We start from the raw sequence: 13,727 nt of genomic DNA on the forward strand, positions 1-13,727 counted from the left end.
GATCACGAACCTGCTGGAATCCCTCGTCGGGCCCTGGGCTCGGCGGTGGACTGCGCCAGCCGGATGGTCGGCTTCGGGACCTGGTACGTCGTCACGTCGCCGCCGGACATGACCGCGAGGATCGCCTCGCCGACGATCGCGCCGAGGCCGTGGACGTCGACCGTCACCACACTCAGTGGAGGGTGCGCCAGGCGAGCCACCGCCGTGTCGTCCCAGGCGATCACGGACAGCTGGTCAGGGATCCCGACGCCCAGCTCCTTCGCCGCGGCAAGCCCGCCGATCGCCATCAGGTCGTTGTCATACACAACGGCCGTCGGGACCCGGCTGCCGGTCAGCAACTCCCGGGTCGCGTCCCGCCCCGAGTCCTCGGAGTAGTCCCCTTCGACGACCCGCCCCTGCACGGCCCGCTCCGCGCAGGTCTCCATGAACGCGTCGTCGCGGGCCTGGCAGTGCAGCATGTCTCGCGGGCCGCTCACCCGGGCGATGTCGCGATGACCGAGATCCGCGAGCGCGCGAACCGCCGCGCGGGCACCCTCGGCGTTGTCGACCAGCACGTTGGTGACGGGCACGCGCAGTTCCGGCCCGCCGAGCAGCACCGCCGGCACCCCCAGCCGTTCGAGCTCGGCGAGCCGCGGATCCGTCGACCGGAGGTCGACCATGACGATGCCGTCGACGTGGTCGTTGGCGGCCCAGCGGCGCCAGATCCGGATCTCGTCGGCGATGTTCTCCGTGAACTCGATCAGCAGGCTCACCCGCCGCCCGGCGAAGACCTCCTCGATGCCCTGGACGACGTCGGCCATGAACGGCTCCATCCCGAGCATCCGTCCGGGACGCGCCAGCACGAGTCCTGCGATGCGCTCCCGCGACGTCATGTCGTGCATACACTGCCCTCCAAGGCCACAGTAGCCACTATATTCACCGATCTAACTAACTCAGCAGAAAGCGGATGTTCCGATGCAGCAGCTCGGCGACTCTTCGCGATCCCCGGGTTACGATCCGGCGCCGACGAACAGCCGTGCCCTCATTGTGGACAGCATCCGCTCCGCGGGCACGATCAGCCGGGTGGAACTCACCCAGATCACCGGCCTCACCGCGCCGTCGGTCACCACGCTGGTCCGCCGGCTGATCGACGACGGTCTCGTCGACGAGGCCGGCCGCGGTTCGTCCACCGGGGGCAAGCCGCGCACGCTGCTGCGGGTCCGGGCGGCGGCCCGGTACGTCGTCGGCGTCCATCTCAGCAACGACAGCCTGACGTACGTGCTGGTCGACTACGCCGCCGGCGTCGTGGCCCGCTGGCGGCGGGACGGGCCGGGTGACGGCAGCGACCCGGAGCAGGTCGTGGAACGGATCGCGACCGAGACCGCCGAGCTGATCGAGCGTTCCGGAGTCGACTTCTCCCTGGTTCTCGGACTCGGCTTCGTCTGCCCTGGACCGCTGATCCGCAATCGCGGAGTGACCTCGGCACCGCCGAGCATGGCGCACTGGGTCGGCTACCCGATCCACCGCCGGCTGGAGGAGAGGCTCGGCCTGCCGGCGCTGCTCGAGAACGACGCCACCGCGGCCGCCGCGGGCACCCGGCTCACCACCAGCCACGAGGTCTCCGTGATGGCTGCGCTGTTCATGAGCGAGGGCATCGGCTCGGGCCTGCGACTGAACGGCAAGGTCTACCAGGGCGCCCACGGCAACGCCGGCGAGGTCGGGCACGTGTGTGTCCAGATCGGCGGTCCGCAGTGCTGGTGCGGGAGCACCGGATGCCTCGAGGCAGTCGCCGGACCCGCGACGGTCGTCGCCAAGGCGCGTGCGGCCGGGCTCGATCTCGGGTCACACCGCCGGACCGGAGTCGCGGCCTTCGCCGCGATCGCCCGCCTGGCGCTGACCGGTGATTCCCGGGCCGAGGCCATCATCCGGGACTCCGCCGCGTGGCTCGCACTCGGAGCTCAGACGATCACCAACATGTACGACGTCCAGCTCCTGGTGCTGACCGGGCCGGCCTTCGCCGTCGCCGGGACGCTCTACCTGCCGATCATCCAGGACCGGATCCTGAGCTCCGCCTTCGGGCGCAGCGGGGCCACCGAGGTGGTTCTCGACGAGCGCGGTCACGACGCGGCCGCCATCGGCGCCGCACTGATGATGCTCAAGTCCGAGCACGCCATCTCGGCCTGATCCCGCCGAGACCGCTCCTTCACCGCACGCAGCGCTGTCAAATCGTTACGTGCCCGAACTCTTGCCTTGGTTTGTTAGGCGAACTAAGTTACCGCCCAATTCCTGGCAGGCGCCGGGACTCGGCCGGAAAGGAACCCATCAATGCTCCGGAACTCGACGAACCGTCCGCGGGTACGCCGCCCGCTCGGAGCAGTGGCCGCCGGCACGGCGGCCACGCTTCTGCTCGCCGCTTGCTCCGGCGCCGGCACCGGCACCGGCACCGGCAACCAGACAGCCGCCAAGGACGCCTCCGTGACGGTCGCCGCCGGCGCCATCACCACCAAGAACTTCAACCCGTTCAGCAGCACCGCGCTCCAGCCGACGCTCGGCGTCATCTACGAGCCGCTGTACTGGTACAACTTCGCCAAGAAGTCGGATCCGACTCCGGTGCTCGCCACCGGATACTCGTGGAACCCTGCCGGCACCGAGCTCACCATCAAGCTTCGCCACGACGTGAAGTGGAACGACGGTCAGCCGTTCACGGCGAAGGACGTCGCGTTCACCTTCAACCTCGTCGCGAAGACGCCCGCACTCAACCCGTCGGGCCTCGCCGCCACGGCCAGGGCCACCTCGGACGACACCGCCGTACTGACCTTCACGTCGAAGTCGCTGATGCAGGAGCCGGCCGTCCTCGCCAACCAGGCGATCGTGCCCGAGCACATCTGGAAGGACATCAAGGACCCGACGACGAACCTCAACGAGAATCCTGTCGGCACCGGCCCGTTCAAGCTGAAGTCCTTCACGCCGCAGAGCTTCGTGCTGACCAAGAACGACCAGTACTGGGAAGAGGGCAAACCCGCCATCAAGGAGGTGCGCTACATCCCGATCGAATCGGCCGACGCCGCCAGCGCGGCGCTGCTCGCCGGCAAGGTCGACTGGGCAAGCGCGTACCTGCCGGGGATCGACAACATCATCAAGGCCGGAAAGAACCTCACGTACGTCAACACGCCCGTCATGACGACCGTGATCGTCACGTGCTCCAATGCCGCACTCGGCTGCACCGGGCCGCAGACCGACCCGGCCGTGCGCACAGCGATCCACCTCGCCATGAACCGCGAGCAGCTCGCCAAGCTGGCCGGCGGCGGCGTCGCGGGCGTCGGATCGCCGACCCTGCTGCTCCCCGGCCGCGACGACGACTGGATCGCGGACAAGGGGACGGCGAAACTCAGCCAGGCTGCCGACGCCGCGGAGGCGAACAAACTCCTCGACGCGGCCGGCTGGACCAAGGGCAGTGACGGCGTACGGACGAAGGACGGCAAGCGGCTGTCGCTCACGATCCAGACGGTCACCGGCTGGAGCGACTACATCTCGATCAACGACACCCTCAAGCAGCAACTCGCCGCGGTCGGCATCGAGCTCAAGCCCAGCCAGGTCTCCTGGAACGAGTGGAACGCCGCGCAGACGAACGGGAAGTTCCAGCTGTCGCTCGACTCCGTCGGCCTGGGCGCGTCGACGAACCCGTACTTCACGTACGACGGCAAGCTCGCGACCACCAACACCGCACCGGTGGGGAAGAACGCCACCGCCGGCAACCACTCGCGGTTCTCGGACCCGGCCGTCGACGCGGCGCTGAAGGTCGCCGCCGGTACGACGGACACGGCCGTGCAGAAGGCGGAGTACGCGAAGATCCAGGCCGTGATCGCGGACCAGCTCCCCTACATCCCGATCTACGTGAACTCGATGCTGACCGAGTTCAACACGTCCCGGGCGACCGGCTGGCCGAGCAAGGACAACATGTACGTGCTGCCGGCGGCCTGGAAGGCGTGGGACGCCGGGATCGTCCTCAAGACGATCAAGCCGGCCAGCTGAGCGCGGGCCGACCGTGCGCTACTTGCTGCGAAAGCTGGTCTTCTACGTCGTCGCCCTCTGGGCGGCCCTGACGCTGAACTTCCTGATTCCCCGGCTGATGCCGGGGAATCCGGTCGACCTGATGCTGTCGAAGCTGGCGACCAAGGGACCGGTCACTCCGACGACCCGGGCTGCGGTCCAGGCGCTGCTCGGGACGGAGACGAACGCGTCGCTGTGGGAGCAGTACGGGACGTACCTGCGCCAACTGGTGTCCGGCGACCTCGGCACCTCGATCGCCTACTTCCCGGCTCCGGTTTCCCAGGTCATCGGCCAGACACTGCCCTGGACCGTCGGCCTCATCGGCCTGGCGACGGTGATCTCGTTCGCGATCGGCGTCCTGCTCGGCCGCGCGGCCGGCTGGCGGCGAGGGTCGTGGATCGACAACCTCATCCCCGTCACGACGATGCTGCAATCGGTACCGTACTTCTGGCTCGCGCTGCTGTTGCTGTTCCTGCTCGGCAGCACGTGGCCGATCTTCCCGCTCAACGGCGGATACGACGTGTACTCGGTGACCCCGGGCTGGAACCTGCCGTTCGCGCAGTCGGTCGTGTACCACGGCGCGCTGCCGGCCCTGACCATCGTCATCTCGTCCATCGGCGGCTGGATGCTGGGAATGCGCAACATGATGGTCTCGACCCTGTCGGAGGACTTCGTCGTCACCGCCGAGGCGAAGGGACTGACGCCGCGGCGGATCCGCTCGCGCTACGTCGCGCGCAACGCGATCCTGCCGTCCATCTCGGGTTTCGCGATCTCCCTCGGCTTCGTGGTCGCGGGGTCCATCGTCACCGAGGCGGTGTTCTCGTACCCCGGCATCGGCTCCGCGCTGCTGCTGGCCGTCAACAACAACGACTACGCGCTCATGCAGGGCGTCTTCCTGATCATCACGCTCGCGGTCCTCGGTGCGAACCTGCTCGTCGACCTGTTGTACGGCGTCATCGACCCACGCACCCGTGCACGGTCCTAGAAAGAGGTGAACCATGGCCACCACCACTGAAGGGGCCACACAGGTGGCGACCGGGTCGCCGGTCCCGCAGACCCGGCGCAGGCTGCCGCCGATGACGCTGAAGCTGGGTGTCGGTCTGACCATCGCCGGTCTGTTCTGCCTGTTCGGGCTGATCGGCCCGCTCCTCGTCGGCAATCCCTCGACGGTCCGCGACATCGGGCTCACCGGCCCCGGGAACGGCTTCGTTCTCGGCACCACGCAAAGCGGTCAGGACGTCTTCGCCCAGCTCGCCTACGCGACCCGTGGCTCGCTGGTCATCGGTGTCGTCGTCGGTGCCATCACGCTGCTGCTGTCGTCGTTCTTCGGCATCGTCGGCGCGTTCGTCGGCGGCTGGACCGACGAAGCGTTCTCACTGTTCACCAACATCATGTTGGTGATCCCCGGTCTGCCACTGGTGATCGTGATCTCGAGCTACGTCCCCGACAAGTCCATCTGGCTCGTGGCCGCGGTCCTCGCGATCACCAGCTGGGCCGGGTCCGCCCGCGTACTGCGTGGCTTCACCCTCAGTGTGCGCAGTCGCGACTACGTGCTCGCCGCCCGGATCAGCGGCGAGAAACGCTGGCGCATCCTGCTCGTCGAGATCCTGCCGAACCTGATCCCGCTGCTCGCGTCGCAGGTGGTGTTCGCGGTGATCTTCGCGATCCTCGGCGAGGCGGGCCTGTCGTTCCTGGGGCTCGGCGCCTCCGGATCCTTCACCTGGGGCACGATGCTCTTCTACGCCCAGAACGGGCTGGCGCTCCGGCTCGGCGCCTGGTGGTGGTTCGCTCCCCCGGGCCTGGCGATCGCCCTCTTCGGCGCGGCGCTGTCCCTGATCAACTTCTCGATCGACGAGATCATCAACCCGAAGCTGCGCTCCCAGACCCGTGCCGAACGCAGCAAGTGGGGCATCAGCCGCGAGGTGAAGTCATGACGGACGCGCCTGCGGTTCTCAGCATCGAGAACCTCAGCATCGACTACCTGGCCGAGACGACCGTGCACGCCGTCCGCGACGTCTCGCTCACCCTGGAACGCGGAGAGGTGCTCGGCCTTGCCGGCGAGAGCGGCTGCGGGAAGTCGACGCTGGCGTACGCGATCACCCGGCTGCTCAAGCCACCGGCGGTGATCACCGGTGGCCGCGTCGTGTTCTCGTCCCGTGAGGGGTACGACATCGACCTTTCGAGCCTGGCCGGTGACGACCTGCGCGCGTTCCGCTGGGACAAGATCGCGATGGTCTTCCAGGGCGCGATGAACTCCCTCAACCCGGTCCTGCGGATCTCCGAGCAGCTCGAGGACGTGTTCACGACCCATCGGCCCGAGCTGGGCAAGGCCGAGCGCCGGCAACGCTGTGGCGACCTGCTCGAACGCGTCGGCGTCGACCGCGATCGGCTCCGCGCGTACCCGCACGAGCTGTCCGGCGGCATGCGGCAACGCGTCATGATCGCGATGGCGCTGGCCCTCGAACCGCAGGTGCTGATCATGGACGAGCCGACCACCGCGCTCGATGTCGTCGTCCAGCGCGAGATTCTCCGGGAGATCACCCGACTGCGGTCCGAGCTCGGGTTCGCGGTCATCTTCATCACCCACGACCTGCCGCTGCTGCTCGAGATCAGCGACCGGATCGCGGTGATGCGGGCCGGGCTGATCGTGGAACTGGACGAGGCGTTGACGCTCTACACGCAGCCCAGGCATCCCTACACCCGGCGGCTGCTGTCGTCGTTCCCCAGCCTGACCGGCGAGCGGGGCGACTTCGTGCGGACCGGCGTACTCGGTGACGACGTCGCACTGGACGAGACGGAACAGACGGTCGAGGCCGTGGAGATGGAGAGCCGATGAGCGTCCTGGAGATGCGCGACGTGGTCAAGGAGTACCGCCTGCGCAATGGTCTGCGGACCACGCGGCTGCGCGCCGTCGATCAGGTCAGTTTCGAGCTGACGCCGGGTCGCACCATCGCGCTCGTCGGTCAGTCCGGATCGGGCAAGTCGACGATCGCCAAGCTGCTGATGCAGCTCGAACGGCCGACCTCGGGATCGATCCTGGTGGACGGCGAGCCGATGCGCTACCGCGGGGCTCGGGCCGCGGCGTACCGCAAGGCTGTGCAGATGGTGTTCCAGGACCCGTTCGGGTCGTTGAACCCGTACCACACGATCGGTCATCACCTGGCCCGGCCGGTGAAGCTCCATCACCCGGCCTTCACCCGCGAGCAGGTCGCCGAGCGTGTCCGGGAGCTGCTGCGCCGGGTCAGGCTGGACGAGGACTTCGTGCACCGCAAACCGCACGAGTTGTCCGGCGGCCAGCGACAACGCGTCGCGATCGCCCGGGCACTCGCACCCGAGCCCGCGATCCTGGTCGCCGACGAGCCGGTGTCGATGCTCGACGTCTCGATCCGGCTCGGCGTGCTCAACCTGCTCGCGACGCTGCAGCGCGAGGAGAATCTCGGCGTCCTCTACATCACGCACGATCTGGCGACCGCGCGGCACTTCAGCGACGAGATCATGGTGCTGTACCGCGGTGTCGTGGTCGAGCACGGCCCGGCCGACGACGTGATCCTGAATCCGCAGCACGAGTACACCCAACTGCTCGCCGAGGCCGCACCCGCTCCCGAACGGCGGCTGGCCGAGCTGCGCCCGTAACGGGCCGTGAACACGAGTACGCCGGAGAACCCTGGGGGATCTCCGGCGTACTCGTTCGTTCAGAGCTTCAGTGAGGAAGCGACCACGTCGGCGAGAGAGTGGGCTACTTCGTGGGCGGTGTCGGAGGACTCCGCTTCCACCATGACTCGGACCAACGGCTCCGTGCCTGAGGGGCGCAGGAGGACGCGGCCGGAGTCGCCCAGGCGGGCGGTGGCTTCGGCCACGGCGGACTGGACCGCGGGGTCGGTGCCGGCGCGGGACTTGTCCACGTCCTTGACGTTGACCAGGACCTGCGGGAGGCGGGTCATCACACCGGCCAGGTCGCTCAGCGTCTTGCCGGTCTGGGCCACCCGGGCCAGCAGCATGACCGCGGTCAGCGTGCCGTCGCCGGTGGTGGCGTGGTCGGACAGGATCACGTGCCCGGACTGCTCACCGCCGAGTTTGTGGCCACCGGCCTTCATCGCCTCCAGCACGTACCGGTCGCCGACCTTGGTCTGCTCGACCGCGATCCGCTCCCGGACCATCGCCTGGACGAAGCCGAGGTTGCTCATCACGGTCGCCACCACGGTGTCGTTGGACAACCGGCCGCTGTCGCGCATCGCCAGCGCCAGGATCGCGAGGATCTGGTCCCCGTCCACGAGTTCGCCGTTCGCGTCGACGGCCAGGCAGCGGTCCGCGTCGCCGTCCAGGGCGATCCCCAGGTCGGCGCGGTGACCGAGCACCTCGCGCTGCAGGCCCTCCAGGTGGGTGGAGCCGCAGTCGAGGTTGATGTTCAGTCCGTCCGGTGCGGCGGCGTACGTGATCACCTCGGCACCGAGCCGGCGCAAGGCCTCCGGCGCGGTCTGGGAGGCGGCGCCGTTGGCGCAGTCGATCACGACCTTGAGGCCGTCGAACCGGTTCGGCGCGGACCGGACCAGGTGCGAGACGTAGGTCTCGAAACCCTGCCCGTCGTCGGAGACGCGGCCCACTCCCGAGCCGGTCGGGCGCTGCCACTCCTCGCCCATCCGGGCCTCGATCGCGTCCTCGATCGCGTCGTCCAGCTTGATCCCGCCGCGGGCCAGGAACTTGATGCCGTTGTCCGGCATCGGGTTGTGGCTGGCGGACAGCATCACGCCGAGGTCGGCGCCGGTCGAGCCGGTCAGGTACGCCACGGCCGGGGTCGGCAGCACGCCGAGCCGGACCACGTCGACGCCGGCGCTGGCCAGACCGGCCACCACGGCGGCTTCCAGGAACTCACCACTGGCGCGCGGATCCCGTCCCACAACGGCGCGCGGCCGGTGCCCTTCGAAGGCACCGGCCTCGCCGAGTACGTGAGCTGCCGCGACCGAGAGGTCGAGCGCCAGCTCCGCGGTCAGGTCCACGTTCGCCAGGCCACGGACTCCGTCCGTGCCGAACAAACGGCCCATCAGACAATCAGCGCTTGCTGTACTGCGGCGCCTTGCGGGCCTTCTTGAGACCGGCCTTCTTCCGCTCCTTGATCCGCGCGTCGCGGGTGAGCAGACCGGCCTTCTTCAGACCCGGACGGTTCGCCTCCTGGTCGGCCTCGTTCAGGCACCGGGCGACGCCCAGCTGCAGCGCACCGGCCTGGCCGGTGATGCCGCCGCCGTTGATCCGGGCGATCACGTCGTACGAACCCTCCAGGCCCGCGACGACGAACGGCTCGTTCACGTGCTGCTGGTGGACCTTGTTCGGGAAGTACACGTCGAGCGGCTTGCCGTTGATCTTCCACTGGCCGGTGCCCGGGACGATCCGGACGCGCGCGACCGCTTCCTTGCGGCGGCCGGTGGCGCCGGCCGGGTTGATCACCGCGACGCGACCCGTCTCGGCGCGCTGCTCCGGAGTCGGGTTCGTCTCGGAGGTGTAGGCGACCGGGCCCTCGCTGTCGATGGGGACCTCGGGGTCGAACTCTTCGGTCTCGGTGGTGATGTCGCTCACGCTGGAAATCCTCGTTTACCTGGCTCGTCGATCGCTTACTGGGCGATCTGGGTGATCTCGAACGGCTTCGGCTGCTGGGCGGAGTGCGGGTGCTCCGGGCCGGCGTACACCTTCAGCTTGGTGAGCAGCTTCCGGCTCAGGCGGTTCTTCGGCAGCATGCCCCAGACAGCCTTCTCGACGGCCTTGCGAGGGTCCTTCGCGAGGATCTCGCCGATCGGCGTGGCCGTCAGGCCACCCGGGTGACCCGAGTGGCGGTACGCCAGCTTGTCCGTCCGCTTGGTGCCGGACAGCGCGACCTTGGAGGCGTTGACGACGACGACGAAGTCGCCGCCGTCCACGTGCGGCGCGAACGTCGGCTTGTGCTTGCCGCGCAGCAGGGTGGCGATCTGGACGGCGAGCCGACCGAGCGTGACGTCGGTGGCGTCGATCACGTGCCACTCGCGGGTGACGTCAGCAGGCTTCGGGCTGTACGTGCGCACGGTCGTTGACCTTCGTTTCTCAGAGGTTGACAAAACTGGTACGTCGGCGAGCGGTCCGCCGACGGGCTGGGACCTGGAACGCACAACAGCAGCCCAGAATACCGGCCGTGTCCGTCCCGGGTCAAAGCGAGCGGATCCCACCGGGGACCCCCGGCTTGGAAGGAAACCCCGGCCGCACTAGTTTAGCGGTGAAGATTGCAGTCCGACCCGCGTCCCGCCGGCTGACGATAACCCTCACTCACCAGGCGATGACGCCAGCTTCCGAAGAGGGCATTGTGACCGATCAGTCGCTCACCGTCCGGGACAACCGGACCGGCAAGGACTACGACCTTGCCATCACCGATGGCACCATCCGTGCTGCTGACCTGAAGCAGATCAGTGCATCCGACGGCGACGGTGGCCTGGCCACCTACGACCCCGGGTTCGTGAACACCGCCTCCTGCCGGTCGTCCGTCACCTTCATCGACGGCGACAAGGGCGTGCTGGAATACCGCGGCTACCCGATCGAGCAGCTCGCCGAGCAGTCGAACTACCTCGAGGTCGCCTACCTGCTGGTGAACGGCAAGCTGCCGAACAAGGCGGAGTACGAGGCCTGGGCGCACGACGTGACGTATCACACGTTCGTGCACGAGAACCTGAAGACCTTCATGCAGGGCTTCCGGTACGACGCGCACCCGATGGGCATGCTGCTCGCCTCGGTCGGCGCGCTGTCCACCTTCTACCCCGAGTCGCGCAACATCTTCGACGAGGAGTCCCGGGCGCTGCAGATCCGGCGGCTGATCGCGAAGATGCCGACGCTCGGCGCGTTCGCGTTCCGGCACGCCCAGGGCAAGCCGTACGTGTACCCGGACAACGAGCTCAGCTACACCGCGAACTTCCTGTCCATGCTGTTCAAGATGAGCGAGCCGAAGTACGCCGCCGACGACCGGCTGGTGCGGGCGCTGGAGATCCTGTTCATCCTGCACGCCGACCACGAGCAGAACGCCTCCACCAACGCGGTCCGGGCGATCGGCTCCACCCAGGTCGACCCGTACACCGCGGTGGCCGGCGGCATCGGCGCGCTCTACGGCCCGCTGCACGGCGGCGCCAACGAGGCGGTGCTGAAGATGCTGCGCCGGGTCGGCTCGATCGAGAATGTGCCGTCCTTCATCGAGGGTGTGAAGAACGGCGAAGAGCGGCTGATGGGCTTCGGCCACCGGGTCTACAAGAACTACGACCCGCGGGCCAAGATCATCAAGAAGGCCGCCGACGACGTGTTCGAGGTGACCGGGATCAACCCGCTGCTCAAGATCGCCGTCGAACTGGAGAAGATCGCGCTGGAGGACGAGTACTTCGTCTCCCGCAAGCTCTACCCGAACGTCGACTTCTACTCCGGGCTGATCTACGAGGCGCTGCAGTTCCCGCCGGAGATGTTCACCGTGCTGTTCGCCATCCCGCGCACCTCGGGCTGGCTGGCGCAGTGGCTGGAGATGCTCGGCGACAGCGACCAGAAGATCGCCCGCCCGAAGCAGATCTACACCGGCGAGCGCGGCGTCCAGTACGTCCCGATGGGCGAGCGCTGACCCACCGGCAACCGGCCCTTCGACCAACCCCGGTCGAGGGGCCGTTTCGTCTGTTCGGGCAGGGGCGTTATCAGCTGAGACCGGTTAGCTTCGATGCATGGGGACGCTCGAGGGGAAGGTCGCGCTGGTCACCGGGGCCAGTCGTGGGGTGGGGCAGGGGATCGCTCTCGGGCTCGGTGAGCAGGCAGCGACCGTCTACGTGACCGGGCGGACCGAGGCTGGCGGTCCCCCGACGACGCCGTTCGGCGGCACTGTGCAGGGGACGGCCGAGGAGGTCACGGCCATCGGCGGGCGCGGGGTGGCGATCGTCTGTGACCATCGCGACGACGAGCGGACGAGGCAGGCCGTCGCGCGGGTGGTGGCGGAGACCGGGCGGCTGGACGTGCTGGTGAACAACGTCTGGGGCGGCTACGAGCACTTCTGGGACGGCACGGAGTTCTGGCTCGAGTCCGGCTTCTGGACCGTGCCGATCGAACGCTGGGACGCGATGTTCCAGGCCGGGGTGCGGGCCCACTACGTGACCAGCGTGACGGCCGCACCGACGATGGTCGCCCAGGGATCAGGGCTGATCGTCAATGTCTCCTCGGACGCCGCGACCAGGGACGACGCCGGCGTCACCTACGGGGTCGCGAAGGCCGCGACCGACCGAATGGCCGCCTGCATGGCCCACGATCTCCGCGAGCACGGAGTCACGGCGGTGTCGCTCTACCCAGGCCTGGTCCGCACCGAATCAGTCCTCCGGGCCGCCGAGCACTTCGACCTCTCCGACTCGGAGTCCCCTCAGTTCGTCGGCCGCGCGGTGGCGGCCCTGGCAGCCGACCCGGAAGTCATCCGGTTCACCGGCCAGGTGGTCCGCTCAGCGGGCCTCGGCCAGCACTACAACTTCACCGACATCGACGGCCGCCGCCCCGGCACCGGCGACGCACCGTACCGGCCGGCCACCAGCTGACCCCTCACAGGTGATCCATCCCGATGTGGTTAATGTCTAGCTAATTAACCAACTTAGGGGTATTGACCGGGTCCTGAGGTCAGGTTAATGCTTTCACCATGAGTCGGGAAGGGCGTACGACGCTGCGGGATGTCGCGGAGGCTGCCGGAGTGTCGGTGGCCACGTGTTCGTACGTGCTGAGCGGGCGGGCGGACCGGACCACGCCGCTGCCCGAGCCGACCCGGCGCCGGGTCGAGGAGGCCGCCCGGCGGCTCGGGTACAAGGGCAACACGGCCGCGCGGAGCCTGCGCCGCCAGCGGTCGGAGCTGATCGCATTGGTCTACGCCCCGCCGGTCGGCCCCTGGCTGGACCGGCTGACCATGCAGTGCGAAGACATCGCCGCCGCCCACGGCTATTCGGTGATCGGAGTTCCGGTACGGCGCCTCGACCGGGCCGCCCAGTCCCTCCGTGTCATCACCCGCGGCCACGTGGACGGCGCCATCTTCACGCCCGGTCTGAGCGACGACCTCGATCTCACCGCGGCCCGCCGGTCCACCCGGGCGCTGATGGCCTTCAGCGACCACCTGACGCTCCCCGGCGTGGACGTCGTACGCAACAACGTCCGCCAAGCCGTGGCCGAGGCGACCGCGTATCTGCTCGACGCCGGACGGGAGCGGATCGCGTTCCTGTCGCACGCCACACCGCACGACGACCGGTATCTCGGGTACGTCGACGCCCTGCGAGGACGCGGCCTCGACGTCGACCCCGGCCTGGTCCGGGTCGGAGCGGCCTCGCGGGAGGAGGCGGTCGTCGTGGTCCGCGACCTGCTCGACTCCCCGAACCCGCCGGACGCACTGGTCTCCGAGTCGGACCGTGGCGCGTTCGCCGCACTGCAGGCGGCGGTCGACCGCGGGTTCAAGGTGCCCGACGACCTGGCCGTGATCGGCACCGGCAACACCCTGGAAGCGACCTACTCGTCACCGCCGCTGACCAGCGTCGGCATGTACCAGCTGGACTTCACCGAGATGGTCGAGGCGCTGTTCGCCCGGATCGACGATCCGACACGGCCGGCTCGGGAGCTGTCCATGCCCTGGGTGCTGAACCGCCGCGCCTCCGCCTAGCAACACCCCGCCCCCACTCCTCCACTCCGCCCTTCGAAAG

At 68.5% G+C, this 13,727-nt stretch carries 13 protein-coding genes; 9 read left to right on the forward strand and 4 right to left on the reverse strand.

The window, feature by feature from the left end; genetic code table 11:
* Window positions 1–2: 2 nt before the first annotated feature.
* Complete coding sequence (locus tag ACYVOK_RS01475) at window positions 3–881, reverse strand: LacI family DNA-binding transcriptional regulator (protein WP_460660379.1); 879 nt, start codon at window positions 879–881, stop codon at window positions 3–5.
* 73 nt (window positions 882–954) lie between these two features.
* Between ACYVOK_RS01475 and ACYVOK_RS01480 the strand changes: the two genes are divergently transcribed.
* The 6 genes from ACYVOK_RS01480 (at window position 955) to ACYVOK_RS01505 (ending at window position 7,662) form a co-directional block, all read left to right on the forward strand.
* Complete coding sequence (locus ACYVOK_RS01480; protein WP_460660380.1) at window positions 955–2,163, forward strand: ROK family transcriptional regulator; 1,209 nt, start codon at window positions 955–957, stop codon at window positions 2,161–2,163.
* Between the two features lie 141 nt (window positions 2,164–2,304).
* Entirely contained in the window at window positions 2,305–4,011 is a 1,707-nt protein-coding gene (locus ACYVOK_RS01485) for an ABC transporter substrate-binding protein (RefSeq protein WP_460660381.1), read from the forward strand.
* 13 nt (window positions 4,012–4,024) lie between these two features.
* On the forward strand, window positions 4,025–5,014 hold the full coding sequence (locus ACYVOK_RS01490) for an ABC transporter permease (RefSeq protein ID WP_460660382.1): 990 nt from the start codon (window positions 4,025–4,027) through the stop codon (window positions 5,012–5,014).
* 13 nt (window positions 5,015–5,027) lie between these two features.
* Window positions 5,028–5,963, forward strand: a complete 936-nt coding sequence (locus ACYVOK_RS01495) for an ABC transporter permease (protein WP_460660383.1) — start codon at window positions 5,028–5,030, stop codon at window positions 5,961–5,963.
* On the forward strand, window positions 5,960–6,865 hold the full coding sequence (locus ACYVOK_RS01500) for an ABC transporter ATP-binding protein (protein WP_460660384.1): 906 nt from the start codon (window positions 5,960–5,962) through the stop codon (window positions 6,863–6,865). Before ACYVOK_RS01495 ends, ACYVOK_RS01500 begins: the two co-directional genes overlap by 4 nt.
* A complete protein-coding gene (locus ACYVOK_RS01505) occupies window positions 6,862–7,662 on the forward strand; it encodes an ABC transporter ATP-binding protein (RefSeq protein WP_460660385.1) in 801 nt (266 codons plus the stop codon). The genes ACYVOK_RS01500 and ACYVOK_RS01505 overlap by 4 nt, the downstream gene beginning before the upstream one ends.
* Before the next feature lie 59 nt (window positions 7,663–7,721).
* Here the strand turns inward: ACYVOK_RS01505 and glmM are convergent, their stop codons facing one another.
* From glmM to rplM, 3 genes are read right to left on the reverse strand one after another with little or no spacing between them, the layout of a single operon-like run.
* On the reverse strand, window positions 7,722–9,068 hold the full coding sequence (glmM, locus tag ACYVOK_RS01510) for a phosphoglucosamine mutase (protein ID WP_460660386.1): 1,347 nt from the start codon (window positions 9,066–9,068) through the stop codon (window positions 7,722–7,724).
* Window positions 9,069–9,075: 7 nt separating this feature from the next.
* Window positions 9,076–9,597 (reverse strand): 30S ribosomal protein S9, encoded by a 522-nt coding sequence (rpsI, locus tag ACYVOK_RS01515; protein ID WP_460660387.1) that lies wholly within the window; start codon window positions 9,595–9,597, stop codon window positions 9,076–9,078.
* 35 nt (window positions 9,598–9,632) lie between these two features.
* On the reverse strand, window positions 9,633–10,076 hold the full coding sequence (gene rplM, locus ACYVOK_RS01520) for a 50S ribosomal protein L13 (RefSeq protein WP_460660388.1): 444 nt from the start codon (window positions 10,074–10,076) through the stop codon (window positions 9,633–9,635).
* Between the two features lie 275 nt (window positions 10,077–10,351).
* Between rplM and ACYVOK_RS01525 the strand changes: the two genes are divergently transcribed.
* The 3 genes from ACYVOK_RS01525 to ACYVOK_RS01535 all read left to right on the forward strand — a co-directional run bounded on the left by ACYVOK_RS01525 (window position 10,352) and on the right by ACYVOK_RS01535 (window position 13,687).
* Window positions 10,352–11,638: a citrate synthase gene (locus ACYVOK_RS01525; protein ID WP_460660389.1), complete on the forward strand. Its 1,287-nt coding sequence runs from the start codon at window positions 10,352–10,354 to the stop codon at window positions 11,636–11,638.
* A 97-nt stretch (window positions 11,639–11,735) separates the two neighbouring features.
* Entirely contained in the window at window positions 11,736–12,587 is an 852-nt protein-coding gene (locus tag ACYVOK_RS01530) for an SDR family NAD(P)-dependent oxidoreductase (protein ID WP_460660390.1), read from the forward strand.
* Between the two features lie 98 nt (window positions 12,588–12,685).
* Window positions 12,686–13,687 carry a LacI family DNA-binding transcriptional regulator gene (locus ACYVOK_RS01535; protein WP_460660391.1) on the forward strand — a complete coding sequence of 334 codons (1,002 nt, stop codon included), beginning with the start codon at window positions 12,686–12,688 and terminating at the stop codon, window positions 13,685–13,687.
* Window positions 13,688–13,727: the final 40 nt, after the last annotated feature.

This window comes from Kribbella swartbergensis (assembly GCF_054784135.1).

Coding starts and splice junctions, on each gene's coding strand:
- ACYVOK_RS01475 (WP_460660379.1), bottom strand. CDS start 881: ATGCACGACATGACGTCGCGGGAGCGCATCGCAGGACTCGTGCTGGCG.
- ACYVOK_RS01480 (WP_460660380.1), top strand. CDS start 955: ATGCAGCAGCTCGGCGACTCTTCGCGATCCCCGGGTTACGATCCGGCG.
- ACYVOK_RS01485 (WP_460660381.1), top strand. CDS start 2,305: ATGCTCCGGAACTCGACGAACCGTCCGCGGGTACGCCGCCCGCTCGGA.
- ACYVOK_RS01495 (WP_460660383.1), top strand. CDS start 5,028: ATGGCCACCACCACTGAAGGGGCCACACAGGTGGCGACCGGGTCGCCG.
- ACYVOK_RS01500 (WP_460660384.1), top strand. CDS start 5,960: ATGACGGACGCGCCTGCGGTTCTCAGCATCGAGAACCTCAGCATCGAC.
- ACYVOK_RS01505 (WP_460660385.1), top strand. CDS start 6,862: ATGAGCGTCCTGGAGATGCGCGACGTGGTCAAGGAGTACCGCCTGCGC.
- glmM (WP_460660386.1), bottom strand. CDS start 9,068: ATGGGCCGTTTGTTCGGCACGGACGGAGTCCGTGGCCTGGCGAACGTG.
- ACYVOK_RS01530 (WP_460660390.1), top strand. CDS start 11,736: ATGGGGACGCTCGAGGGGAAGGTCGCGCTGGTCACCGGGGCCAGTCGT.
- ACYVOK_RS01535 (WP_460660391.1), top strand. CDS start 12,686: ATGAGTCGGGAAGGGCGTACGACGCTGCGGGATGTCGCGGAGGCTGCC.